Genomic DNA, 22,584 nt, shown 5'->3' with positions numbered 1-22,584 from the left:
ATCGCGTTCCGAGGCCGTCCGGTCCCCGAGGCCCGGTTCACGGGCCCGTCCGGTTCCCGAGGACGGACCGACCCCGCCGTCAGCCCACCGGCCCCCGGGCGGAGACCAGCCGGGCCCGGCCGTCGCGCAGCCGGTAGGACAGGCCCACCACGGCCACCTTCCCCTCGGCGATCCGCGCGGCCAGCGCCTGCGAGCGCTCCACCAGCAGGTCCACGGTCTGGCGGATGTGCTCGTCCACGATCCCGTCGCGGTCCTCGATGCCCGCCGCCCTGGCGGACAGCACGCTCGGGGTCACCCGCTCCACCACGTCCCGGACGAAGCCGCCCGGCAGCTGCCCCTGCTCCAGGGAGTCCAGCGCCGCCGCCACCGCACCGCAGGAGTCGTGCCCGAGCACCACCACCAGCGGGCAGTCCAGCACGCTCACCCCGTACTCGATGCTGCCCAGCGCCTCCGCGCCGGTGACGTGCCCGGCGGTGCGCACCACGAACAGGTCGCCCAGGCCCCGGTCGAAGATGATCTCGGCGGCCAGCCGGGAGTCCGAACAGCCGAACAGCACCGCGAAGGGCCGCTGCGCCGGGGCGAGCGCCGCGCGGCGCCCGGCGTCCTGGTTGGGGTGCTCGGGGTTGCCCGCGACGAACCGGGCGTTGCCCTGCATCATCACCCGCAGTGCCTGGGCGGGATCGGTCAGGAAGTCGTCCGTCGGGCCGTCGAGCGGGCCGGGCTCAGGGCTGGTTATCGGTGTGGAGATCATGCCAGCACCCTAGATCGCCGCAGGTGGGGTCCGCAGCCCTGGGTCAAGGGCCGGACGGCCCCACGGCCCCCACGACCCGTCGGTACCGGCGGGGTGCTGCCGGGTGTGCGGCCCGTGTCAGCCCTCGATGCCGGTGGAGGTGTGTGCGGCGCCGACCGGTTTGGACTCGGGTGAGCCGCGCTGGCGCAGGTACACGGAGAGGATGGCCATGGACGCGACCGCGAGGAGTTCGGACTGCCAGTTCTGCAGGGTGCGGTTCCAGAAGTCGGCGGACAGCACGTACTGGCCCCAGCGCACCGGTGCCTGTAGGTCGCGCAGCTGTTCGGCGTTGTAGGCGGACCAGCCCGTGATCGACTGGGACGTCCAGGAGCCGAGGAAGAACGCGGCCATCACGATGCCCAGGGACCGGGAGTAGAAGCGCAGGCGCAGTCCCCGTGCTCTGGCCCAGGCGGGTGAGTCCGCGGTGGCGTGCGGGCCGATCTTCTGTTCGCGGTCCGACTCCGTCCCGGCCTTGTCCATCTCCTTGGACTCGGGGGATCCGCGTTGCAGGAGCCAGACGGTGCCGAAGATGTAGAGGAAGAACTGCAGGTACTCCGACTGCCAGTTCTCGGTCACGTCGACGGCGAAGTCGGAACCGGTGAGGTAGCCGGCCACGTCCAGTGGCTGGAGGCCGGCGGCGACGAGCTGGTTGTTGAGGTCGGCGCGGCCGGTAGCGGCCTGCCCGGCGAGGGCGAGCAGGAAGGCCGTGCCGAAGGCGAGGGTGAGGCCGTTGTCCCTCAGGAACCGTGTGGTCCGGTTCACCGTTGCAGCGCTCCGATCGCGGTGAAGTAGGCGAGGCCGCCGACGACGGTGACGATGCACAGGACGAACAGGCTCCGCATCCCTCACGCTCCCTTGATCCCGCACTGGTACGGGCGCCGGTCGCGAGGCTTGCAGCCCGCCGCGGTGACCTTCCAGCCGCCCGGGAACGCGGACAGGAAGAGGGTGTCGCCCTCCAGCACCACGCGGGCCTGCCGCCCGAACACGTCCACGCGCCGCACCGGCCCGCCCGCGGGCAGGTCGACGCCGGCCAGGGCCGCCTCGCAGTCCTTCATCTCCTGGTCCTCCAGCTCCTCGCGCGTGGCGGGCGCGAGCGTCCGGCAGACCGCCGCGGCGTCCGAACGTCCCGCGGCGTCCTCGAACCCGGCCGCCACGGCCGCCGCCGCGTCCTCGCGCCGATCCACCCGGCCGCAGCCCGCAAGGCCGACCAGGGCGGCGACGCCCGCCGCCCGCACCCACCGCATCCGCAGCGTCATCCCCCCAGGGCAGCACGCCGGCGGCGCCGGGCCAAGGAGGCGCGGCCGGACGGGCGCGCTCCCCGTACCGGGGCGGGAGACGGCGTCTGTCGGCGGCGCTCGGTACGGTGGCCGGTGTGCCGCCCTCCTCCTCTTCCGCCGCCTCTTCCTCCCCCCGGCTGCCGCTCGACGACCTCGTACGGCTGCGCCGGGCCCGGGACCGGATGGACCGCGAGTACGCGCAGCCGCTGGACGTGCCGGCGCTGGCCCGCACCGCGCTGATGTCCTCCGGCCACTTCTCGCGCAGCTTCCGCGCCGCCTACGGCGAGACCCCGTACAGCTACCTCATGACCCGCCGGATCGAGCGGGCCAAGGCGCTGCTGCGGCGCGGGGACCTGAGCGTGACCGAGGTGTGCATGGAGGTGGGCTGTACCTCGCTGGGCTCCTTCAGCACCCGCTTCACCGAACTGGTCGGGCAGAGCCCCAGCGCCTACCGGGCCGGCGACCACGAGCAGGGCGCGGCGATCCCGGCGTGCATCGCCAAGATCCGCACCCGCCCGGCGCGGCACACGCAGGCCAAGGACAGCAGTGGCAGCGCGGGCACCGGGGGCGGCGAACGGTAGCGTGACCGGCATGAGCATCGAACTCGCGCAGTGCTTCATCGCCGTCGACGACCACGACCGGGCGCTCGCCTTCTACCGCGACGTCCTCGGCTTCGAGGTGCGCAACGACGTCGGCTTCGAGGGCATGCGCTGGGTCACCGTCGGCTCGCCCGACCAGCCCGGCGTGGAGATCGTCCTGGAGCCCCCGCTGGCCGACCCGCACGCCTCCGAGAACGACCGCCGGGCCGCCGCCGAACTCCTCGCCAAGGGCCTGCTGCGCGGCGTCATCTTCCGCACCGACGACTGCGACGCCACCTTCGAGCGGCTGCGCGAAGCCGGCGCCGAGGTCCTCCAGGAGCCGATGGACCAGCCCTACGGGGTGCGCGACTGCGCCTTCCGCGACCCGTCGGGCAACATGCTGCGCTTCAACCAGCCGCGCACCCGGTAGCCGCCCACGAGGCGGCCGCGGGGGCGGGGGCTCAGACGGGCGGGAGCCGGCGGCGCGGCAGGCAGGACGCGTTGCCCTCCGGGCTCCGTCGCCCGGCCCGGGGCGGCGGCCGCCGCACGCGGGCTCCTCGGCGGCGGCGAGGGTCGTCACGCCACCGCCCCGGCGAAGCGCAACGTCTGGACAGGCCGCGGCGGACGGGATAGAGAGGGTGTCAACCAACGTTCAGCCGGGGGGGACTTGTGAGTTTGAACGTGCTTGTGCCGCTGGCGCTCGTCGTCGCGCTGCTGTACTTCGTACCGGCAGTCGTCGCGATCGTGCGAAGTGTCCCGAACCGGGGGTCGGTCGTAGTGGTCAACGTCTTTCTCGGATGGACGGTGCTCGGCTGGATCGTTGCGTTGGCCATGGCGGCCCGGAGCGGGCCGCCGCGTTCCCACGGGTAGTCCGGGCCCGCCCCCGGACCCGAACCGCGCGGTCGAAGCGCCACCACACGATCACGTCGAATGCGCGCGCCGCCCGGGTGAGCGGCCCGCCGACCCCCGGCCGACGCTCCGGGCCCCCGCATGGTGGGCGGGGCGTCAGGCGAGGGCGGGCAGCGGGTAGTCGGGCAGGGTGATGCCGCCGGCCTTGGCGAACTGGGCGGCCAGGACGGGGCGCAGCGGCCAGCGGCCCATCCAGCGCATGGAGGCGGCGCGCAGGCGGATCATCAGGGCGCTGTCGGGGGCGTAGCCGTTCAGGCCGCCGGGCGGCAGCTCCTGGGCGCGGGCCGCGTAGGGGCGCATCAGCTCCTCGTAGCGGGTGAAGGCGGCGCGGAAGTCGCCCGCGGCGGCGGCGAGTTCGCCGGCCAGCAGGTAGGCGCCGACCAGGGCGAGGCTGGTGCCGAGGCCGGTCAGGGGGCTGGGGCTGTAGCCGGCGTCGCCGAGCAGGGCGACGCGGTGGCGGCTGTAGCGGTCGAGGTGGATCTGGCCGAAGGAGTCGAAGGCGAAGTCCTCGGCGGTGCGCATCCCGGCGAGCAGCCGGTCGACCTCCCAGCCGGCGCCGGCGAAGCGCTCGGCGAGCAGGCGCCGCTGGGCGGCGGTGTCGCGGCGGTCGTACGCCAGGGGCGCGCAGCGCAGGCCGAGGGAGGCCTTGACCTCGCCGGGCAGCCGGCCGGGGCGGGCGCCGGCGACCAGGCCGCCGGGGGCGTTGTACATCAGGAACCAGCCGTCCAGGGCGCGGGCGAGGGCCGGGTCGTGGACGGTGAACCAGGCGTGGTAGCCGCCGAGGGGGCGGTAGTGGGCGGCTCCGGGACGGCTGCCGGGGCCGCCGGCGGAGCCGTGGCCGGAGCCGTGGTCGGCGGGGAAGGCGAGGCGGCGGACGGCGGAGTGCAGTCCGTCCGCGCCGACGACCAGGGCGAAGCGGCGGGCGGGGGCGTTCTCGAAGGTGACGCTGACGCCGTCGGCGTCCTGGTCGAGCGCGGTGACGGTGTCGTCCCAGAGGTACTCGACGCCGTCGGTGGCCTCGCGCAGCAGGTCGGCGAGGTCGCCGCGGAGGATCTCGACCTCGGAGACGATGCCCTCGCCGCCGAACATGTCGACGGGTATCCGGGCGGTGGTGCGCCCGCGCCGGTCGACCAGGACCATGCCGTGCTGCTCGACGCACAGCGCGCGGGCCCGCTCCATCAGGCCCATCCGCTCGATCACGGTGCGCCCGGCACCGCGCAGGTCGACGGCCTGCCCGCCGGGGCGCGGGCCCGGGGCGCGCTCGACGACGGTGGGGGTGAAGCCGTGGCGGCGCAGCCAGTAGGCGAGGGCGGGGCCGGCGATGCCGGCGCCGGAGACGAGGACGTCGGTGTCCGGGGTGCGGTCCAGGTGTTCCATGCCACCGAATGTACGCCGTACGCATCGACGTCAACAAGCTCTGGGCTGGGGCTATTTGGCAATGGTGCACTAGTGCGGTGAGGTGCTTCGGGGCGGCCCGGACGGCACGCGGGGGCGTTCGCGCAGGCAGACGGCCCGGCCGGTGCACTAGTGCGGCACCATGGGGCGATGGAGAGCACTCGACAGACAGTCAGTTCCGGCTCGCCCCTCGAACCGCGGATCGGCTTCTCCCGCGCCGTGCGCAAGGGCAACCACATCGCGGTGGCGGGCACCGCCCCGATCGGCGAGGACGGCACGACGGTCGGCCAGGGCGACGTCCACGCCCAGACCGTCCGCTGCCTGGACATCGCCGAGGCCGCCCTGCGGGAGGCGGGCGCCACCCTCACGGACGTCGTGCGGACCCGCATCATGCTCACCGACATGAGCCGGTGGCGGGAGGCCGCGCGCGCCCACGGCGAGCGCTTCGCGCAGATCCGCCCGGCCACCACCTTCGTGGAGGTGTCGCGCTTCATCGACGAGCGGTGGCTGGTGGAGATCGAGGTGGACGCGGTCCTCGGCTAGGGCCCGGGGGCGGGCCGCCGCCCGCACGCCGCCGTCCGCGCGACGCCGCGCCCGCCCCGGTGCCGCACCGGGGCGGCCGCGGCGGCGTGCCGGGAGGTCAGGCCGCCGCCGCGGCCCGCGCCGCCCGGCGCAGCGACCCGACCACCGCCGACAGGTCCTCCTCGGCGATCGACGGGTCCGCCAGCAGCACCTCGCGGGCCGCCGCCAGCACCGGGCCGCCGCCCGCCAGGGCGAGGTCCTTGGCGGCCAGCCGCACCGGGAAGTCCGCCTCCGTGCCGTGCGCCCGGGCCACCACCCCCGCGAGCGGCCCGACCGACAGCACCTCCCGCACCTGCTCCTGCGGCACACCCGACTCCTCGGCCACCGCGAGGGCTTCGCCCAGGGCGGTGACGCAGGCGACGATCGCGCCGATCACCACCACCTTCAGCGCCGCGCCCGATCCCGGGCCGCCGCAGCGCCGCACCCGGCCCAGCCGCTCCAGGACGGGCTGCGCGCGGTCCAGGTCGGCGTCCTCGCCGCCGGCGAACACCGCCAGGTCGCCGGTGGCCGCCGGGCCCACGCTGCCGACCACCGGGGCGTCCACCAGGGCGACGCCGTCGGGCAGTTGCGCGCGCAGAGCGGCGGTGGCCCGCGGGCCGATCGAGGACATGTCGATCCACAGCGTGCCCGGCGCGAGCTCCGCCGTGAACTGCCCGGCCACCTCGGTGACGGCCGCCGGGTCGGACAGCATGGTGACGACGACGTCCGCGCCGCGTACGGCCTCGGCCGCGGTGGCGGCCTCGGTGGCCCCGGGGAGGCCCCCGGCGCGGCCGGGGGAGCGGTTCCAGACGGTCAACGGGTGGCCGGCGGCGGCGAGTCGGCGGGCCATCGGCAGGCCCATCCGGCCCAGTCCCAGGAAGGCGATCTTCTTCATGGCCACCACGCTAGGCAGCCGGGAGCCAGGCGACAAACGAATGTCCCGCATGGTACTCATGCGGGATGGACATGGCTTGGCTGGACGTCTTCCGCACCGTCGCGCACCTGGGCTCCTTCACCGCCGCCGGGGAGCGGCTGGGCTTCACCCAGTCCGCGATCTCCCGTCAGATCGCCACCCTGGAGGGCGAGTTGGGCACCCAGCTGTTCGACCGGCTGGCGCGCGGGGTGCGGCTGACCGAGCACGGCCGGGCGCTGCTGCCGCACGCCGAGGCGATGCTGGAACGGCTCGACACCACCCGGCGCGACCTGGTCGCCCTCACCGAACTCACCGCCGGGCGGCTGCGGGTGGGCGCCTTCGACAGCGCCAACGCCGCCCTCGTCCCCGGCGCCCTCGCCGCCTTCCGCGCCGCCCACCCGGGCGTGGCGATCAGCCTCACCGAGGGGCTGACCGCGCACCTGCTGGACCTGCTGACCGACGGGGCGATCGATCTCGCCCTGGTCGCCTCGTACACCGAACCCGACGACCACGGCGAGCAGTTCGACTTCCGCCCGCTGATGGCGGACCCGGTGCTGGTCGCCCTCCCGCGCGGCCACCGCCTGGCCCGGCGCCGCCGCCTGCGACTGGCCGAACTCGCCGACGAACCGTGGATCGCCGCCAGGCGCCACGCCGAGTCCACCCTCCTCGCCGCCTGCGTCCGCAGCGGCTTCCAGCCCCGCATCGAGTACGCCGTCGCCGCCTGGACCGCCAAACTCGGCCTGGTCGCCGCCGGACTGGGCGCCACCCTCATCCCCTCCCTGGCCGCCCGGGTCAGCCGCCCCGGCGTCGCCCTCGTCCCGCTGCACCCGGACGACACCCCGGTGAGGCAGGTGCACACCGTCACCCTGCGCGGCCGGCGGGTCCCCCCGGCGGTGGAGGCCTTCGAGGCGTTCCTGAAGGAGGCGGCGGGGCAGGGGCCCCGGTAGCCGGGGCGGGCCCCTCAGCCGGCCGCCGGCCGTACGCGCGGGCGCAGGCGCTCGCCCTGCGGCCCGAACACGACCAGGTACTCGGCCGGTGCGCCGGGCCCGGCGTTGGCGAGGCCGTGCGGGGTGCGGGTGTCGAACTCGGCGACCTCCCCGGCCGTGAGGACCAGGTCGTGCTCGCCGAGCGCCAGCCACAGCCGGCCGGAGAGCACGCACAGCCACTCGTACCCCTCGTGCGTCCTCTGCCGGGGCCGCGCCGGCGGGCCGTCGGGGGCGGGCAGGACGTGCTTGTGGGCGTGCACGCCGCCGACGTACCGGGTCAGCGGCAGCACCTCCTTGCCGTCCGCCGTCCGGTGCGGCGCAGGCCGGTGGGGCGGGGGCCGGAGCGCCTCCTCGGGCCCGGCGGGTGCGGGGGGCGCGGGGGGCGCGGTGGCGACGAGCTCGTCCAGCGAGACGCCGTAGGCCTTCGCCAGGTGCAGCAGCAGTTCCAGGTTCGGCTTGCGCCGGCCGTTCTCGACCCGCGACAGCGTGCTGGGGCTGACGCCGGCCGCGCGGCTGGCCCCGGTGAGGGTGTGGCCGCGCCGCTCCCGTACGGCCCGCAGCCGGGGCCCGACGGCGCCCAGCGCGCCGGCGACCTCCTCGTCGGCCATCGCGCCTCCCCCTCCCTCTCCGGCCGGGGCCCCGAACACGGCCCGGTGTCCTGCGAGTTTGCCAAAACGTCAAGGCCGTTCGCATCCCCGGGCCGCCGCGCCGCATGATCGGTGCGCAACCACGGCCACCGGACCCCGAGGAGCCTCCATGACCGAGCCGAGCCGACCGCGCCACCACACCGTCGACGCCCCCGCTGGAGGCCTGCACCTGGTCGAACAGGGCGCCGGACCGCTGGTCCTGCTCGTCCACGGCTTCCCCGAGACCTGGTACTCCTGGCGCCACCAGCTTCCGGCCCTCGCGGCGGCCGGATACCGCGCGGTCGCCCCGGACGTGCGCGGCTACGGCCGGTCCGCCAGGCCGTCCGCGACCCGGGAGTACCGGATGCGCGCCCTGGTGGAGGACAACCTCGCCCTGGTGCAGGCCCTGGGCGAGCGGACGGCGGTGATCGTCGGGCACGACTGGGGCGCGAACATCGCGGCCGCCTCCGCCCTGCTCCACCCCGAGGTCTTCCACGCGGTGGGCCTGCTCGGCGTCCCGTACACCCCGCCCGGCGGCCCCCGCCCCGGCGAGGTCCTCGCGCGGATGGGCGGGGACCAGGAGTTCTACGTCTCCTACTTCCAGGAACCGGGCCGCGCCGAGGCCGAGATCGAGCCCGACGTCCGGGGCTGGCTCGCGGGCTTCTACGCGGCTCTGTCGGCCGACACCATGCCGGCCCCGGACCGGCCCGACCCGCACTTCGTCGGCCCCGGCGGCACCCTGCGCGAACGGTTCCCCCGGGGCCGGCTGCCCTCCTGGCTCACCGAAGCCGATCTCGACCACTACGCCGGGGAGTTCGAGCGCACCGGCCTGACCGGGGCACTCAACCGCTACCGGAACATGGACCGCGACTGGGCGGACCTCGCCGACCTGAACGGATCCCCCCTCACCCAGCCGTCCCTGTTCATCGGCGGCGCCCTGGACGCCACCACCACCTGGATGGCCGACGCGATCGCCGCCCACCGGGCCACCCTCCCCGCCCTGGCCTCCTCCCACCTCCTGGACGGCTGCGGCCACTGGGTCCAGCAGGAACGCCCCCGGGAGGTCAACCGCCTGCTCACCTCCTGGCTCGCGACGCTCTCGGTGCCCCGGCCCCCGGGGTAGCCGACGAAGCGGCGCCCGCGCTCAGCAGGTGGTGTCGGCGGCCGGCAGCGCCCCCGTCGACAGGTAGGTGTCGACGGCCCGGTCGGCGCACGCGTCGTAGGCGTTGAGGTAGAGGGTGTGGACCCGGCCCGGCACGGTGACCAGGCGGGAGCCGGACAGCCGGGCGTGCAGCGCCAGGGCGCCCTGGTAGACGGCGTGGGTGTCGCCGGTGGCGTGGAGCTGGAGGGCGGGGACCGGGGTGCGGACCTCGACGGGCGGCTCCAGCGGGGCGCCGCGCCAGAACGCGCACGGGACGGGGCCGTTGTAGACCGGGCCGAACACCGGCCGGCTGGTGCGGGAGCGCTCGACGGCCTCGCGGTACCACCGGGCCGGGCGCGGCATCGCCGTGTCGCCGCACAGGATGCCGAGCGCGGCCGCGAGGTCGGCGCCGCCGGCCGGGCCCGGGTCGAGGACGACGGTCAGCAGCTCGTGCAGCACCGGGCTCACCCGCACCGGCCGGCCGTCGGCGGCGTCCAGCAACTGGCGCAGCACGTCCGCGTAGAGGGCGCTGTCGCGGTCGTCGCTCTGGCAGACCGCGAGCAGCACCGGCAGCAGCGCGCCGTCGAGCCGGAACCCGTCGACGGCGATCGGCGCCGCCTCCGCCCGGCGCACCAGGGCCTCCACGGTGGCCCGCACCGCCGCCGGGGTGGCGCCCAGGCGGTAGGCGGCGTCACGCGGCGCGGCCCAGGCGGCGAAGTCGTCCAGGGCCCGCTCGTTGGGCTCCGCCATGTCCTGGACGGTCCGCACGCCGTACCGGGCCGGGTCGAGGGCGCTGTCCAGCACCAGCCGGTCGACGCGCTGCGGGAACAACTGCGCGTACACCGCGCCCAGCAGCGCGCCGTAGGACTGCCCGAAGAAGGACGTCCGCCGCTCGCCCAGCGCGGCGCGCAGCACGTCGACGTCCCGGGCGATGTTGCGAGTCGTCAGGTGGGGCAGCAGGTCCGGGTACTTGTTCCAGCAGGCGTCCGCGTCGGCCTTCGCCAGCCGCAGGCTCTGCGCGAACCCGGCCGCGGAGGTGCCCACCGAGCGCAGCCAGCTGCCGCGCGTCAGACCGCAGTCCAGGCCGCCGCTGGCACCCACCCCGCGGGTGTCCATGCCGACGATGTCGTACCCCGCCGCCGCCTCGGGCGCCAGCCGCTCGCGCAGCGCGGCCGGCATGTCCAGCCCGCGGTTGCCGGGCCCGCCGGGGTTGGTCTGCAGGACGCCCCGGCGCCCGGCCTGGTCGGCGGCCCTGATCCGGGACACCGCCAGCGACAGGGTGCGGCCCCGCGGCTCGCGGTAGTCCAGCGGGACGCTCAGGGCCGCGCACTCGGTGCCGGCGGCCGCCAACCGCGGGTCCCGGCAGGGGGACCAGGCGAGCGGCTGGCGGCGGAAGCGCTCCAGCGGGTCGGCGGAGGCGGGGACGGAGGCGGAGGGGGCCGGGGGGAGCGAGGAGGCTGGGGCGGCTGCGGTGAGCGCGGCGGCAGCGGAGACGGCGAGGGCGGCGGCGAACGCCGGGGCGGTCTTCATGTCAGCCAGCCTAGAAGGGAGTTGAGCACGCGGGCGGGCCGGCTCCCCGAACCGCCTTGACCTCAAGCCGACTTGAGGTCCTACCGTCGACCGCGTACCGACGACCAGTCGAGGGAGCACCGGACATGACGATCACGACGTACGAACCGCAGGTCATCGCCGCCCAGCCGATCGGGGCGTGGACCGGCCAGGTCTACCACCTGGTGGTGGGAGGCCTGCGCGAGCAGCTGGCGGTGGAAGGCCTCACCCAGCCCCACTGGTGGACGCTCAACCACGCCTCCGGCCGCCCCGGCGGGTGGACCCGCGCGACCCTGGCCGAGCGGCTCGCCCCCTACGACCACCAGGACACCGCCTTCGACACCGTCTTCGACGACCTGATCGCCCGCGGCTGGCTGACCGAGGACACCGACGGGGGACTCACCCTGACCGAGGAGGGCGAAGCCGGCCGCCTGCGCGCCCACGACCGCAACCGGAAGGTCATCGAGCGCGCCCACGAGGGCGTCGGCACCGACGAGTTCGTGACCACGATCAACGTGCTGCGCCGCGTGGTGGCGAACATGGGCGGCAACGGGAACCTGCCCGACTGACGGCCCCGCCGGTGCCGGGGCGGCGGCCCGCAGGCGGTGCGAAGGGAGAAATTGACCCATGGAAACGGTCGCCGATTGCCACCTGATCATGGGTCTTTCCGGCCGTAGGTTGGACACATGACGACGACGAGGAACACCACCACCGCCACCGCCACCGCCACTGCCGCCGCCCCCGCCCCCGTGCTGACCCGCTGCGCCGAGGCGGAGACCTGCGCCGACCCGAGCGCCACCATGACGCTGCTGGCCGACTCCGCCCCGGCGGAGGGCGGTTTCACCGTCTACCGCTCCACCTTCGCCGCCGGGGCCGCCGGGGCGCCCGCGCACTTCCACACCCGGGCGTGGGAGCTGTTCTTCGTCATCGGCGGCTCGCTGCGGGTGCTCGTCGGCGAGGAGGTCACCGTGCTCGGCGCGGGCGACTTCCTGGCCGTGCCCCCGCACACCCCGCACGCCTTCGCCGCCGCCCCCGGCGCCGAGGCCGACGTGCTGTGCGTGTTCACCCCCGGAATGGAGCGCTTCGACTACCTGCGCCTGCTGGGCAGCGTCATGCGCGGCGAGAGCGACCCCGGCGCGATCGCCGCCTCGGCGGAGCGCTTCGACAACCACTACGTGGACAGCCCGCCCTGGCGCGCGGCCCTGGCGGGCGACGCCGCCTGACAGCCGCGACGCCACTCGACGGGCCGGGCGCTCGACGGGCCGGGGCCGCCCGGGTGTGGAACGGTGGTAGCCCGGGGGGTGTCCCGGTTGCGAAAGGAGTGGCCATGTCGTCGAAGCGCCGCCGCAAGAAGAAGGCCAGGGCCAGGCGCGGGGCCAACCACGGCCGCCGGCCCCAGTGCTGACCAGCGGCTGAACGGGTGAGGGCGCCCGGACGGGCCCAGCAGGCCGTCCGGGCGCGCCCGCCCGCCCGCCGCGCCTAGCCCTCCCCCCCGGCCCCTGCGCACCCGGGCCCCGGCCCCCGCCGGCCCGGGCCCGCGCTCCGAGCCGCCCGCGCCCCGCGAAGCCGCCGCGCGCCACCGCGCGGTACCGGCAGTAGTCGGCCCAGTCCGCCGCCGGAGGCCGGCTCCAGGCCCACGCCCCGCCCGTCCGCGCGCCGGGGCCGGCCGGGCAGGGGGAGTCCATCCGTGGACCGTTCGCGTCCACGCCGCCCTCGCGGTACCGGCGCAGCGCCTGGTCCAGGCTCCCGTGCGGGACCGGCCCCTGCCCGTGGGCCTGCCACTCGGCCACGCCCGCCGCGATCCGGGGCAGCACGTCGAGGACGTCCTCCCGCACGACGAAGTAGGCGCGGGCGTGGATCCGGCAGACCAGCAGCGTGTGCCAGGGGTGGTCCAGGCCGTGGAAGGCCGGGCGGGCGGACTGGTCCAGGACCTGGGTCAGCACGTGCCCGACCCCCTCCGCCCCCCCGGCGCCCCGACCAGCCCCCGGATCCGCTCGCGCTCCGCCGCCCGGGCCGCCCGCGCGCGGTGAGCCGGCCGGCTCGAGCTTTCGCCGCCCGGTGGGCCGGTGCTGCGCCGCCGGCGACTGCGCGCCGGCGACGACCGGGCCCGCCGGCAGGACGACGAGGGAGGGCGAGGCCCGTCGCCAGGTCCTTCCACGGCTTCATCACCGGCAGGGGTCCTCCCGGGTCGCACGCGCGTCTGCGCCCACACCCCGGCAATCCGCTCCCGTACCCAACTGCCCTGCGTGCCGGAGCGGTTGCGGAGCCCTTTCGCCGCCGTCCGCGCGGCGTGCCCGCGCCGCGCGGGCGGCTGCGCGATGCTGATCGCGACCGTCCCACGCCCCGTCACCGGAGAGGGTTCCCCTTGAACGACGACCTGCTGACCACGAAGATCGCCCTCGGCTTCGACCACCTGGACGCCGACGGCGACGGCCTCCTCACCGAACACGACCACGTCCTCATGGGCCGGGCCGGCGCCGACGCCCTCGGGTACGCGCGGGGCTCCGACGCCGAGCGCAGGATGATCGACGCCTACGTCGGCATCTGGCGCGACCTCCACCTGCCCCGCGCCGGCGGCGCGCAGGAGATCACCCGCGACGACTTCATCGCCTCCACCCTGACCCTGGCCGACGACCCGCGGGCCGCCGCCGCGACCATCGGCCGCCTCGCCGAGGTCTTCCTCTCCGTCGCCGACGCCGACGGTGACGGCACGGTCGACGCCGAGGAGTTCCGCGCCTTCCACCGGGCCCACTTCCCCTCCCTCGGCCGCGACCGGGTGGACGTCGCCTTCCGGCACCTGGACCGCGACGGCGACGGCACGCTGTCCCGCGAGGAGTTCGTCGGCGCGGTCCTCGAGTACTGGACCAGCCGCGACCCGCAGGCCCCCGGAAACTGGTGGACGGGCGAACACCCCCTCCGGCCGGAGTAGCCCGCCGGGCCGGTCGCGGGCGTGAACCGGGCCCGGGCGAAAGCCCGTTGGAGTCGGAAAGGGAAGACGACGCCCGATCACCACCAGGGCCCGGTGCCGGAGGTTTCTTGCATGCCGATCAACCGTAGGACCCTGCTCAGGGGCGCGGCGCTCGCGGCCACCACCGGGGCGCTGGGCGTCGCCGGCTCGGGCGCCCTGGCCTCCGCCGCCCCGGACCACCTCGTCCACCGCCCCACCGACCGGTGGATGTCGCTGCTGGGCGACAACGTGAAGCTGTCCCAGCTCACGATCCCCGGCACCCACGAGACGTGCGCGCTCTACGACGGCGGCGCCTTCGGCTTCGCCCAGTGCCAGGAGTGGCGCATCCCCCAGCAGCTCCAGGCGGGGGTGCGCTTCGTCGACATCCGCTGCCGGGTGATGGGCGACGTCTTCACCATCCACCACGACAAGATCTACCAGAAGATCAACTTCGGTGACGTGGTGAACCTGTGCATCGACTTCCTGAAGGCGAACCCCCGCGAGACGATCATCATGCGGATCAAGAAGGAGTACACCGAGGGCCAGGACTACCACTTCAGCGAGATCTTCAACTACTACATGGACGGCAGGGACGGCAAGGGCGGCTACCGGCCGTGGTTCTGGCTGCCCCGGGCCGGCTCGCTGCCCGGCGGCCTGCCCACCCTGGGCCAGGTGCGCGGCAAGATCATCCCCATCATGTCGGACTTCACCTGGGGCGACGGGCGCTACGACCCCCTGCAGTGGGGGGACGGTTCCCGGATCTGGCTCCAGGACGCCTGGAGCGACGGGTCCAGCCGCAAGGTCCAGCGGGTCAGGGAAGGACTGGACACCGCCTTCTACGGCCAGAACGACGGCAAGCTGTACATCCACTTCGCCAGCTCCAGCAGCTTCCCGGAGACCCCGTACAAGATCGCCAAGGTCGTCAACCCCTCCATCCAGGACTACCTGACGCCGCGCATCTCCCAGCGCGCGCACTACGGCGTGATCGCGATGGACTTCGTGGACGAGCGCAAGGACCTGCTGCAGATGATGGTCGACTGGAACTTCGGGCTCTGACCGGGCCCGAGCCGGACGCCGCCCCGGCCCGGGCCCGGTAGGAGCCCGAAGACGGCGGCGCACAGCGGCGATGCGGGCCCCCGTGGTCGAGCCCGAACCGCCCGACCCCGCAGCGCCGGTCAGCCGACCGGCGCTGCGCGGCGTTGTCGGCGGGCGCCGCGACGCCGGTGCGGGCGAAGACCGCCGCCGCCCCCGGCCCCGGAGACCGGATTTCTTCGGATGCCCGCCGAGGCCGTCGTCGGATCCGGCGGCCCGAACGTGTACATCAGGGCGGCAACTCCCCGACGGCGCCTGCCGCATGCCCTCCGACCGCCGACCGCCGACCCCACCGTCCCGCGCGACCGTCGCGCACCGACCTCCCGCCGACCCTTCGCCGGCCCTGCGTCGACCCTCAGACGACCCTTCCACCGGCCTTCCGCCGGCCCTCCGTCGACCCTTCGCCGGTTCTCGCCGCCCGGGCGGGCCCGGCCCGGCCGTCCGGCGGAGCGGCGGACCCCCCGACTCGACGAACCGCCCCCACCCGGGCGCCCCGTGACCGTGCCCCTCACCGCCTCCACCACGAAGGAGTCCTGATCATGCGGAAGCTCATCATCGACTTGGTCGAGCGCACCGTCGCCACGTACGCCACGGCGTTCCTCGGCCTCCTGCTGGCCGACGGCTTCGACCTGACGTCGGTCAGCGCGCTCAAGGCGGCGGCGCTGGCGGCCCTGCCCGCCGCGCTGACCGTGGTCAAGGGCGCGGTGGCCACCCGCGTCGGCGACCCGCACTCGGCCGCCCTGCTGGCCCGCGGCCGCGAGTGACCGGCCCGGCCCGCCACCAGGAGCCGTGACGGCGCGGCCCCGTGCCCGCCGCACCCCGGCGCGGGGCCGGCGCCGAACCCGGGACCTGCCCGACCGCCGTGCGCGGGACGTCGGCCCGACCGCCGTCCCGCGGCCTCCCGGCGGGGACGGTGTCGGCCGGCTGTCAGCGGGGACGGTGATCTGACGGTGGGGTGTGAGCGGCCCCCGGGACGGTGGGGACCGGGCGTGACCGGCCGTGCCGCGCGGTCGCGCCCGCCACCACACCGCTCCGAGCTCCGGGAACCGCCATGCCCTCCACACCCCCCGCACCCCAGGCCGCCGCGCGGTGGGACGTCCACCGGCCGCCCCGCGCCGAGGGCAGGAACGTCCTGGTCACCGGCGGCAACGCGGGCATCGGGTACTTCGTCGCCGAGCAACTCGCCGCCACCGGCGCCACGGTCGTCCTCGGCAGCCGCGACCGGGCGAAGGCCCAAGCCGCGCTCGCCTCCATCGGCTCGCGCGTCCCCGGCGCCAGGGTGCGCCACCTGCTCCTGGACCTGGCCGACCCCGCCTCGCTCCGGGCCTCCGTGGACGCCCTCGCACTGGACCGCCTCGACGCGGTCGTCCACAACGCCGGCGTGGCGCTCGACCACCCGCCGCGCCGCGAGACCCGCCACGGCCACGAACTGATGTTCGCCACCAACCACCTGGGCCACTTCACGCTCACCCATCTCCTCGCGCCGCTGCTCCTGGCGACCCCGGGCAGCCGGATCGTCACCACGGGCAGCTTCGCCGCCAAATCCGAACGCCTGGACCTCGACGACCTCCAGAGCACACGCGACTACCGGCCCAAGCGCACCTACGCGCGCTCCAAGCTCGCCCAGATGCTCTTCGCCGTCGAACTCGACCGTCGCCTGCGCGCCGCCGCCAGCACCACCCTGAGCGTGCTCGTCCACCCCGGCGGCGCGCTCGACCCCCTCACCCCCTCGCGCCCGCCCGTCCACGTCCGCACCACCGGCGAGCGGCTGCGCAACCTGCCGCTGGGGCTCGTCGTCCAGGGCAAGGACGCCGCCGCCTGGCCCGCCGTCCGGGCCGTGCTCGACCCGCACGTGCGCGGCGGCCAGATGTGGAGCCCCCGGGTGTTCGGACTGCGCGGCACGCCCCGGCTCGAACCCCTCTGGCACCACCTGACCGACACCGCGACCGCGGCCCGGCTGTGGACGGCGGGCTGCGAACTGACCGGCCACGACCTGACGTTCACCCGCTGAGCCCGGCGGGGCCCCGTCGGCCGCCCGGGCCCGGGCAACTGCCCGGCCCCGGGCGGACGCGACGCCCACCGTCCGGACTACGGCCCCTGCTCCTGCCGCCCGGCGACGCGCCGCCGCGTCCGCACCCTGGCCGCCGCCCCCGCCGAACCGGGCCCCGCCGCCGCCGCGCGCGGCGTGCCGGGTCGAGCCGTGCCGAACAGGGTGGAGGACGGGTTGAGCCCGGAGACCGGTCCGGGCCGTAGACGTGGACGGGGCGCCCCTGCCGGAGCGGGCGCCGCGGCGTCAGGAGGCAGACGTGCTCAGGTTCCACGGCGCATGGCGGATCACCGTCGTCGGCAAGAGCGCCGACTTCGACCAGCGGGCGGTCGTGCGCGGCGCGTACGGGCTGCGGGTGCTGCCCGGACGGGTCGGCGCCGCGATCGAGGTCGACGAGGAGAGCTGGACACTGTCCCTGGAACACCTCCTGTGGGGCCGCAGCTGGCAGCCCAACCTGCGCACCACCCCCGGACCGGTCACCGAACACGACGGCCTGCGAAGCCAGTTGCTCACCAGCAACGACTGCCACTGGCCGGGCAAACCGCTCGACTACGTCAACTTCGTGCTGCGCCTGGACCAGGCCGTCGCCCCGGCCGCGGCGCCGGTGCGCGCCGCGCGCGTGAACGAGGAGCCGGTCGGCGCACCCGTCCAGGCCGTACGCACCTCCTCCTCGGGCTGGCCCGAGCCCGCACCCGAGCCCGCACCCGAGCCCGCACCCGGGCGTGGACCCGGGCGCGGGACCGCCGCCCCCGCGGCGCGGCCGCTGTCGTCGCCGCGGTCGTCGCCGGGACAGGCCGGGCGGGCCACCCGGTAGCCCGTCGGCGGGTGCGGGGGATACCCCCAGGTCGGAGCGGCCCGCTGGCCGGATGTCGCGGACGGCGGGCACCGGGTTGGCTGGTCGCATCCGCACCAACCGAACCGAGAGGCCGTCACCCGTGCACCTCCGTACGACCGTCCGCACCGACCGCACCGCCCGTACGACCCGTACGACCCGCCGCCGCGCCGCCAGGGCCGCCGCCGTCACCGCCCTGGCCGCCGCGCTCGGCGCCACCGCCATGACCGGAAGCGCCTCGGCGATCATCAACGGCCGCGACTCCACCGAGCGCTACCCCTTCATGGCCACCCTCCCGCTCAGCGCCGCCCAACTCGCCGACGGCGCCTGCGGCGCCACCCTGATCGACCGCCAGTGGGTGCTCACCGCGGCCCACTGCGTCGTCGGCGACGAGGAGACCAAGCTGACCCTCAAGGGCACCGTGCGCATCGGCAGCGCCCACCGCGACAGCGGCGGCACCGTACGCAAGGTCGACCGCGTCGTCGTCCACCCCGGCTTCGAGTTCGGCGACGGCGCCACCCGCCCCAACCGGAACGACCTCGCCCTCGTCCGCCTCGACCGCCCCGCCCCCCAGCAGCCCGTCCGCATCGCCGAACACCCCGCCACCCCCGGCACCCCCACCCGGCTGCTCGGCTTCGGCACCGTCGTCGACACCCCCAACTTCCCGGACATGGTCTTCCCCGACCGCCTCCAGGAACTGCCCTCCCGCATAGGCGCCACCACCGACTGCGCCCCCGGCTGGGCCGACCCCACCCGCCTGTGCACCCTCAGCCGGATCCCCGAGGCCATGGCCTGCATGGGCGACTCCGGCGGCCCCCAGATCCAGCGCGGGCGCGGCGGCCGCTGGGAACTGGTCGGCACCACCTCCGGCCCCGGCGCCCCCGGCGTGCCCTGCGCGGGCGGCCCCGGCCTGTACACCGACGTGCCCGCCTACGCCCCCTGGATCCGCGCCACCCTCACCGGCAGCTGACGTCGCGAGGCTAAAGTCCCAGGTGAGAACCATCGCGCCCGAGGAGACCCCGCCATGCCGACCGACCCCACCGCAACCCCCGCCGCCGCGCCCCCGCACCCCGCGCGCCTCGGCCTGGGCACCGCGGCCGTCGGCCGGCCCGGCTACATCAACCTCGGGCGCGACGCGGACCTGCCCGCCGACCGCACCGTCGACGCCCTGCGCGAGCGCACCCACGCCCTGCTCGACGCCGCGTACGCCGCCGGCGTGCGCTACCTCGACACCGCCCGCTCCTACGGCCGCGCCGAGGAGTTCCTCGGCCAGTGGCTCACCGAACACCCCCGCGCCGCGGCCGAGGTGACGGTCGCCAGCAAGTGGGGCTACACCTACACCGCCGACTGGCGGACCAGCGCCGTCGCCGCCCACGAGGTCAAGGAACACTCCACGGCCGTCTACGACCGCCAGATCCACGAGACCCGCACCCTGCTCGGCGACCACCTGGACGTCTACCTGGTCCACTCCGTCACCCCCGACAGCCCCGCCCTCACCGACCCCGCCCTCCACCAGCGCCTCGCCGCCCTCGCCGCCGACGGCGTACGGGTCGGCCTGTCCACCAGCGGCCCCGCCCAGGCCGACACCATCCGCCGGGCCCTGGCCGTCACCACCGCCGGACGCCCGCTGTTCACCGCCGTCCAGTCCACCTGGAACCTGCTGGAGACCTCCGCCGCCCCCGCCCTCGCCGAAGCCCACGCGGCCGGCTGGCTGGTCGTCGTCAAGGAGGCCATGGCCAACGGCCGCCTCGCCGGCCGCAACGCCACCGGCCCCGACACCGCCCCGCTGCGCACCCTCGCCGACCGCACCGCCACCACCCCCGACGCCCTCGCCCTGGCCGCGGCCGCCGCCCAGCCCTGGGCCGACGTCGTCCTCTCCGGCGCCGCCACCCTCGACCAGCTCACCTCCAACCTCACCGCCACCGACCTCCACCCCACCCCCGAAGACCTCGCCGCCCTCACCGCCATGGCAGAACCGGCCGAGACGTACTGGCGCACCCGGGCGTCCCTGCCCTGGTCCTGACGCGACGACGAGGGATCCCACCGCGTGGGGGCGGGTGGCGTACGAGGTTGGGCTGTCGCTGCTGTTTGAGTGGGGTGGGTGTTCGCGTGGGAAGTCGGCGGGGCCGACTTCCCACGCGCCGGGATGGACGGTGTGCCCGCAGCCGCTTCCCCGCCCGCGCCCGGCCGCCGCTGCCTGTTGTCGGTGCCCGCCCCTACGGTGGCCGCATGATCGAGCACCCGGACCTCGCTGCCGCCCTGGCCGTCCTGCCCGTCGACCTGCCGCCCGGTCGGCTGGTCACCGAGGAGGACGGGCGGCGGCCGCTGCTGTGGATCAGCGACGGCCCCGCCCCCGGCGGGCTGTGGCGGCAGCTGCACCGCGCCCACCCGCAGAGCGGGCTGTGGCCGCTGCTGCTCACCCCGCTGGACCGCACCGGCCCCGACTACCGGCCGTGGCTGTCCGGCGAGCTGTACCCGACCGACGCCGCCGAGCCCTCCCACCACGACCCGGCCGCCCTGCTGCGCACCTGGTGGAAGCAGGTCGACGGGGACGACGAGGACGGGGAGGAGAGCGAGGACGCGGAGATCCTGGACGAGGCCCTCGCCCCCTACGGCCGCGCCTGGCCCGGCCTCGCCCCCGCCGCCGCCGTCCCCGAGGGCGCCGCCGGCACCGAGGCCCGGGAGCTGGCCGAGGTGCTGCGGCTCAACGGCGCGCGCCTCGGCCTGGTGCGGGCCGGCAGCGGCGCCGAGGCGCTGACGGTCTGCGGCTGGGGCGGCCCGGCGAACCATGCCGGCACCGGCGAGATCGCCGCCGTGCTCGCCGACTGGGAGCGCCGCTTCGGCGCCCAGGTGGTCGAAGTCGGCTTCGACACCCTGGAGTTGAGCGTCCCCGTGCCGCCCGCCACGCTCGCCGAGGCGCTCCCGCTGGCCGCCGAGCACACCGCCTTCTGCCCCGACCTGGTCTTCCAGGGCACCGGCACCCTCACCGAGTACGCCGAGGGCCTGGTGGGCGCCCACCAGTGGTCCTTCTGGTGGGACTGACCCGGTCCCGGACCGGGCGTCAGTACTCGGAGCTGGGCGCCGCCGTGACCGGCCCGAGGTCCGGTTCGTCGCGCAGCTCCACGGCCGTGCCGTGGCGTTCGAGCTCCAGCACGACCAGTTCGTTGGCCCCGGCGCGCCACAGCGGGGCGGGGGCGTAGAGGGTGCGCTGGGGGCCGGCGGCGCAGTGGCGGCCGAGGAGGAAGCCGTTGAGCCACAGCAGGCCGCGGCCCCAGTCGGGCAGGGCGACGAACGCGTCGGCGGGGCAGGGGAGTTCGGCGGTGAAGCGGTGGAAGGCCGGCTCCCCGTCGGGTGTCTCGGCGTCGTCCGTGAAGCGCAGCGCGGACAGGTCGGTCAGCGGCAGCGGCCGGATCTGCCAGTCGAAGAGCCGCTGGTGGCCGTGCGAGACGCCGCGGGTGATGCCCTTGCGGTCGTCCATCTGCGGGCCGTAGTTCACCCGGCCCAGCGCCTCCACCAGGATGTCCAGCACGACCCCGTCGGGCCCGGTGGCCAGCGGCAGCGTCGCGCGGGGGGAGTTGCGCTCCAGCGTCCCGATCGGGCGGCCGTCCGCGAAGACCTGCGCCCGGTCGGCCAACCCGTCGATGCGCAGCGGCAGTTCGGGGCGCGGGCCGGGCACGCGGGTGCGGTAGTGGATCAGGCCGCGGTCCTGTCCGACCTGCTCCATCGGCAGCGGCGCGGCGTGGCGCCGCGGCTGCGACAGCGCGTCCAGGGCCGGTGCCAGCGGCGCCCGCCCGTCGGCCCGCTCCAGCCGCTGCGGGGCCACCCGGGGCGGCGGCTCGGGCAGGTCGCCGTCCGGCAGCGGCAGGTAGCGGCCGATGACCTCGCGCAGGGCGTGGAACTTCTCGGTCAGTTCGCCGGCCTCGCCGATCGGCGCGTCGTAGTCGTAGCTGGTGACGGTCGGCTCGTAGCCGGCGTCCAGCGGGTGGGCGCCGGAGTGGTTGGCGCCGGACCACAGGCCGAAGCTGGTGCCGCCGTGCGCCATGTAGAGGCTGACGGAGGCGCCGGTGGCGAGCAGCTCGTCGAGGCAGGCGGCGGTCTCCTTCGGGTCGCGGACGTGGTGCGGCAGGCCCCACTGGTCGAACCAGCCGATCCAGAACTCCATGGCGGTCAGCGGGCCTTCGCCCTGGTGGCGGCGGAGCACCGCGAGGCGTTCGGGGGCGCGGGAGCCGAACGTGGCGGTGGCGAGGTGGCCGGGGATGGCGCCGCCCTGCTGCATGGTGTCGTGGGCGCCGTCGGTGGTGAACAGCAGGCAGTCCACGCCGCGCCGTACCAGGCCGTCGCGCAGGTGGGCGAGGTAGGCGGCGTCGTCGCCGTAGCTGCCGTACTCGTTCTCCACCTGCACCGCCACCACCGGGCCGCCCCGGCTCGCCAGCAGCGGCAGCAGTTCGGGTACCAGCGCGTCGAACCAGCCGTCCACCTCCGCCAGGTACGCCGGGTCGGCGCAGCGCAGCCGCAGCCCGTCCACCGCGAGCAGCCGGGCGGGCAGCCCGCCGAACTCCCATTCCGCGCAGATGTACGGTCCCGGGCGCAGGATCACGTCCAGCCCCAGGGCGCCGGCCAGCCGCACGAAGCGGCCCACGTCCCGCCAGCCGGTGAAGTCCACGGTGCGGTCGGGCAGTTCGTGGAAGTTCCAGGGGACGTAGGTGTCCACGGTGTTCACCCCCAGCGCCCGCACCCGCCGCAGCCGGTCCTCCCACAGCCCCGGGTGCACCCGGAAGTAGTGCACCGCCCCGGCCACCACCCGGTGCGGTGCCCCGTCCCGGACGAACCCGTCCGCGTCGTACCCGAGCATCGCGCGCACCCCGCCTTCCCACCGCAGACCCTGGCACCGCCGAGCCTAGCGAGGAACGGGCCGCGCGGGCGGTCTGTGCCCGGGTGTCGC

Annotated in this window: 25 protein-coding genes; 17 read left to right on the top strand and 8 right to left on the bottom strand. The window is 75.7% G+C overall.

Features of this window, described 5'->3' with window-relative positions; translation table 11 throughout:
- Positions 1-79: 79 nt before the first annotated feature.
- From ACZ7RU_RS12630 to ACZ7RU_RS12620, 3 genes are all read right to left on the bottom strand, one after another.
- Complete coding sequence (locus ACZ7RU_RS12630; RefSeq protein ID WP_387754900.1) at positions 80-658, bottom strand: carbonic anhydrase; 579 nt, start codon at positions 656-658, stop codon at positions 80-82.
- A 210-nt stretch (positions 659-868) separates the two neighbouring features.
- On the bottom strand, positions 869-1,552 hold the full coding sequence (locus tag ACZ7RU_RS12625; protein ID WP_470340889.1) for a DUF6766 family protein: 684 nt from the start codon (positions 1,550-1,552) through the stop codon (positions 869-871).
- An 83-nt stretch (positions 1,553-1,635) separates the two neighbouring features.
- Positions 1,636-2,046 (bottom strand): hypothetical protein, encoded by a 411-nt coding sequence (locus ACZ7RU_RS12620; protein WP_470340888.1) that lies wholly within the window; start codon positions 2,044-2,046, stop codon positions 1,636-1,638.
- Positions 2,047-2,204: 158 nt separating this feature from the next.
- Here ACZ7RU_RS12620 and ACZ7RU_RS12615 point away from each other — a divergent pair, with 158 nt between their 5' ends.
- The 3 genes from ACZ7RU_RS12615 to ACZ7RU_RS12605 all read left to right on the top strand — a co-directional run bounded on the left by ACZ7RU_RS12615 (position 2,205) and on the right by ACZ7RU_RS12605 (position 3,515).
- Positions 2,205-2,648, top strand: coding sequence for a helix-turn-helix transcriptional regulator (locus ACZ7RU_RS12615; protein WP_470340959.1), 444 nt, complete (start codon positions 2,205-2,207; stop codon positions 2,646-2,648).
- A 10-nt stretch (positions 2,649-2,658) separates the two neighbouring features.
- On the top strand, positions 2,659-3,075 hold the full coding sequence (locus tag ACZ7RU_RS12610) for a VOC family protein (protein WP_470340887.1): 417 nt from the start codon (positions 2,659-2,661) through the stop codon (positions 3,073-3,075).
- A 251-nt stretch (positions 3,076-3,326) separates the two neighbouring features.
- Entirely contained in the window at positions 3,327-3,515 is a 189-nt protein-coding gene (locus ACZ7RU_RS12605) for a superinfection immunity protein (protein ID WP_470340958.1), read from the top strand.
- Between the two features lie 135 nt (positions 3,516-3,650).
- On the opposite strand, the gene ACZ7RU_RS12600 is transcribed toward ACZ7RU_RS12605, so the two are convergent.
- The gene (locus tag ACZ7RU_RS12600) at positions 3,651-4,931 is read right to left on the bottom strand and encodes an FAD-dependent monooxygenase (protein ID WP_470340886.1); all 1,281 of its coding nucleotides are present in this window, start codon (positions 4,929-4,931) and stop codon (positions 3,651-3,653) included.
- 168 nt (positions 4,932-5,099) lie between these two features.
- On the opposite strand from ACZ7RU_RS12600, the gene ACZ7RU_RS12595 reads away from it, so the two are divergent.
- Positions 5,100-5,492, top strand: a complete 393-nt coding sequence (locus tag ACZ7RU_RS12595; protein WP_470340885.1) for a RidA family protein — start codon at positions 5,100-5,102, stop codon at positions 5,490-5,492.
- Between the two features lie 97 nt (positions 5,493-5,589).
- Here ACZ7RU_RS12595 and ACZ7RU_RS12590 read toward each other — a convergent pair whose 3' ends face one another.
- Positions 5,590-6,405, bottom strand: a complete 816-nt coding sequence (locus ACZ7RU_RS12590; protein ID WP_470340884.1) for an NAD(P)-dependent oxidoreductase — start codon at positions 6,403-6,405, stop codon at positions 5,590-5,592.
- A gap of 65 nt (positions 6,406-6,470) precedes the next feature.
- Between ACZ7RU_RS12590 and ACZ7RU_RS12585 the strand changes: the two genes are divergently transcribed.
- Entirely contained in the window at positions 6,471-7,370 is a 900-nt protein-coding gene (locus tag ACZ7RU_RS12585) for a LysR family transcriptional regulator (RefSeq protein WP_470340883.1), read from the top strand.
- A 14-nt stretch (positions 7,371-7,384) separates the two neighbouring features.
- Here ACZ7RU_RS12585 and ACZ7RU_RS12580 read toward each other — a convergent pair whose 3' ends face one another.
- Positions 7,385-8,017: a helix-turn-helix domain-containing protein gene (locus ACZ7RU_RS12580; protein WP_470340882.1), complete on the bottom strand. Its 633-nt coding sequence runs from the start codon at positions 8,015-8,017 to the stop codon at positions 7,385-7,387.
- A 148-nt stretch (positions 8,018-8,165) separates the two neighbouring features.
- Between ACZ7RU_RS12580 and ACZ7RU_RS12575 the strand changes: the two genes are divergently transcribed.
- Positions 8,166-9,158: an alpha/beta fold hydrolase gene (locus ACZ7RU_RS12575; RefSeq protein ID WP_470340881.1), complete on the top strand. Its 993-nt coding sequence runs from the start codon at positions 8,166-8,168 to the stop codon at positions 9,156-9,158.
- 21 nt (positions 9,159-9,179) lie between these two features.
- On the opposite strand, the gene ACZ7RU_RS12570 is transcribed toward ACZ7RU_RS12575, so the two are convergent.
- Positions 9,180-10,706 (bottom strand): alpha/beta hydrolase, encoded by a 1,527-nt coding sequence (locus tag ACZ7RU_RS12570; protein WP_470340880.1) that lies wholly within the window; start codon positions 10,704-10,706, stop codon positions 9,180-9,182.
- 125 nt (positions 10,707-10,831) lie between these two features.
- Between ACZ7RU_RS12570 and ACZ7RU_RS12565 the strand changes: the two genes are divergently transcribed.
- The 11 genes from ACZ7RU_RS12565 (at position 10,832) to ACZ7RU_RS12515 (ending at position 20,684) form a co-directional block, all read left to right on the top strand.
- On the top strand, positions 10,832-11,293 hold the full coding sequence (locus tag ACZ7RU_RS12565) for a MarR family winged helix-turn-helix transcriptional regulator (RefSeq protein WP_470340879.1): 462 nt from the start codon (positions 10,832-10,834) through the stop codon (positions 11,291-11,293).
- Positions 11,294-11,410: 117 nt separating this feature from the next.
- Complete coding sequence (locus ACZ7RU_RS12560) at positions 11,411-11,947, top strand: cupin domain-containing protein (protein WP_470340878.1); 537 nt, start codon at positions 11,411-11,413, stop codon at positions 11,945-11,947.
- 104 nt (positions 11,948-12,051) lie between these two features.
- Positions 12,052-12,129, top strand: coding sequence for a hypothetical protein (locus ACZ7RU_RS12555; RefSeq protein WP_464336931.1), 78 nt, complete (start codon positions 12,052-12,054; stop codon positions 12,127-12,129).
- 960 nt (positions 12,130-13,089) lie between these two features.
- Positions 13,090-13,653: an EF-hand domain-containing protein gene (locus ACZ7RU_RS12550; RefSeq protein ID WP_470340877.1), complete on the top strand. Its 564-nt coding sequence runs from the start codon at positions 13,090-13,092 to the stop codon at positions 13,651-13,653.
- Between the two features lie 111 nt (positions 13,654-13,764).
- Positions 13,765-14,727, top strand: a complete 963-nt coding sequence (locus ACZ7RU_RS12545) for a phosphatidylinositol-specific phospholipase C (RefSeq protein WP_470340876.1) — start codon at positions 13,765-13,767, stop codon at positions 14,725-14,727.
- A 575-nt stretch (positions 14,728-15,302) separates the two neighbouring features.
- The gene (locus ACZ7RU_RS12540; protein ID WP_470340875.1) at positions 15,303-15,527 is read left to right on the top strand and encodes a holin; all 225 of its coding nucleotides are present in this window, start codon (positions 15,303-15,305) and stop codon (positions 15,525-15,527) included.
- Positions 15,528-15,814: 287 nt separating this feature from the next.
- On the top strand, positions 15,815-16,774 hold the full coding sequence (locus ACZ7RU_RS12535; protein WP_470340874.1) for an SDR family NAD(P)-dependent oxidoreductase: 960 nt from the start codon (positions 15,815-15,817) through the stop codon (positions 16,772-16,774).
- Between the two features lie 295 nt (positions 16,775-17,069).
- Positions 17,070-17,624, top strand: coding sequence for a hypothetical protein (locus ACZ7RU_RS12530; RefSeq protein WP_470340873.1), 555 nt, complete (start codon positions 17,070-17,072; stop codon positions 17,622-17,624).
- 121 nt (positions 17,625-17,745) lie between these two features.
- Positions 17,746-18,612, top strand: a complete 867-nt coding sequence (locus ACZ7RU_RS12525) for a S1 family peptidase (RefSeq protein WP_470340872.1) — start codon at positions 17,746-17,748, stop codon at positions 18,610-18,612.
- A 54-nt stretch (positions 18,613-18,666) separates the two neighbouring features.
- Positions 18,667-19,665 (top strand): aldo/keto reductase, encoded by a 999-nt coding sequence (locus ACZ7RU_RS12520; protein WP_470340871.1) that lies wholly within the window; start codon positions 18,667-18,669, stop codon positions 19,663-19,665.
- Between the two features lie 206 nt (positions 19,666-19,871).
- Positions 19,872-20,684: a DUF4253 domain-containing protein gene (locus ACZ7RU_RS12515; RefSeq protein WP_470340870.1), complete on the top strand. Its 813-nt coding sequence runs from the start codon at positions 19,872-19,874 to the stop codon at positions 20,682-20,684.
- A 19-nt stretch (positions 20,685-20,703) separates the two neighbouring features.
- Here the strand turns inward: ACZ7RU_RS12515 and ACZ7RU_RS12510 are convergent, their stop codons facing one another.
- Entirely contained in the window at positions 20,704-22,494 is a 1,791-nt protein-coding gene (locus ACZ7RU_RS12510) for a glycoside hydrolase family 35 protein (RefSeq protein WP_470340957.1), read from the bottom strand.
- Between the last annotated feature and the right edge of the window lie 90 nt (positions 22,495-22,584).

This window comes from Kitasatospora sp. NPDC114501, assembly GCF_055633695.1.
This window is presented reverse-complemented; position numbering and strand designations above follow the sequence as displayed.

What these genes read in the sequence shown, in the direction of transcription:
- ACZ7RU_RS12630 (WP_387754900.1), bottom strand. Translation starts at nt 658, where the DNA reads ATGATGCAGGGCAACGCCCGGTTCGTCGCGGGCAACCCCGAGCACCCC.
- ACZ7RU_RS12620 (WP_470340888.1), bottom strand. Translation starts at nt 2,046, where the DNA reads ATGACGCTGCGGATGCGGTGGGTGCGGGCGGCGGGCGTCGCCGCCCTG.
- ACZ7RU_RS12610 (WP_470340887.1), top strand. Translation starts at nt 2,659, where the DNA reads ATGAGCATCGAACTCGCGCAGTGCTTCATCGCCGTCGACGACCACGAC.
- ACZ7RU_RS12600 (WP_470340886.1), bottom strand. Translation starts at nt 4,931, where the DNA reads ATGGAACACCTGGACCGCACCCCGGACACCGACGTCCTCGTCTCCGGC.
- ACZ7RU_RS12595 (WP_470340885.1), top strand. Translation starts at nt 5,100, where the DNA reads ATGGAGAGCACTCGACAGACAGTCAGTTCCGGCTCGCCCCTCGAACCG.
- ACZ7RU_RS12590 (WP_470340884.1), bottom strand. Translation starts at nt 6,405, where the DNA reads ATGAAGAAGATCGCCTTCCTGGGACTGGGCCGGATGGGCCTGCCGATG.
- ACZ7RU_RS12585 (WP_470340883.1), top strand. Translation starts at nt 6,471, where the DNA reads ATGGACATGGCTTGGCTGGACGTCTTCCGCACCGTCGCGCACCTGGGC.
- ACZ7RU_RS12580 (WP_470340882.1), bottom strand. Translation starts at nt 8,017, where the DNA reads ATGGCCGACGAGGAGGTCGCCGGCGCGCTGGGCGCCGTCGGGCCCCGG.
- ACZ7RU_RS12575 (WP_470340881.1), top strand. Translation starts at nt 8,166, where the DNA reads ATGACCGAGCCGAGCCGACCGCGCCACCACACCGTCGACGCCCCCGCT.
- ACZ7RU_RS12570 (WP_470340880.1), bottom strand. Translation starts at nt 10,706, where the DNA reads ATGAAGACCGCCCCGGCGTTCGCCGCCGCCCTCGCCGTCTCCGCTGCC.
- ACZ7RU_RS12565 (WP_470340879.1), top strand. Translation starts at nt 10,832, where the DNA reads ATGACGATCACGACGTACGAACCGCAGGTCATCGCCGCCCAGCCGATC.
- ACZ7RU_RS12560 (WP_470340878.1), top strand. Translation starts at nt 11,411, where the DNA reads ATGACGACGACGAGGAACACCACCACCGCCACCGCCACCGCCACTGCC.
- ACZ7RU_RS12555 (WP_464336931.1), top strand. Translation starts at nt 12,052, where the DNA reads ATGTCGTCGAAGCGCCGCCGCAAGAAGAAGGCCAGGGCCAGGCGCGGG.
- ACZ7RU_RS12545 (WP_470340876.1), top strand. Translation starts at nt 13,765, where the DNA reads ATGCCGATCAACCGTAGGACCCTGCTCAGGGGCGCGGCGCTCGCGGCC.
- ACZ7RU_RS12540 (WP_470340875.1), top strand. Translation starts at nt 15,303, where the DNA reads ATGCGGAAGCTCATCATCGACTTGGTCGAGCGCACCGTCGCCACGTAC.
- ACZ7RU_RS12535 (WP_470340874.1), top strand. Translation starts at nt 15,815, where the DNA reads ATGCCCTCCACACCCCCCGCACCCCAGGCCGCCGCGCGGTGGGACGTC.
- ACZ7RU_RS12520 (WP_470340871.1), top strand. Translation starts at nt 18,667, where the DNA reads ATGCCGACCGACCCCACCGCAACCCCCGCCGCCGCGCCCCCGCACCCC.
- ACZ7RU_RS12515 (WP_470340870.1), top strand. Translation starts at nt 19,872, where the DNA reads ATGATCGAGCACCCGGACCTCGCTGCCGCCCTGGCCGTCCTGCCCGTC.
- ACZ7RU_RS12510 (WP_470340957.1), bottom strand. Translation starts at nt 22,494, where the DNA reads ATGCTCGGGTACGACGCGGACGGGTTCGTCCGGGACGGGGCACCGCAC.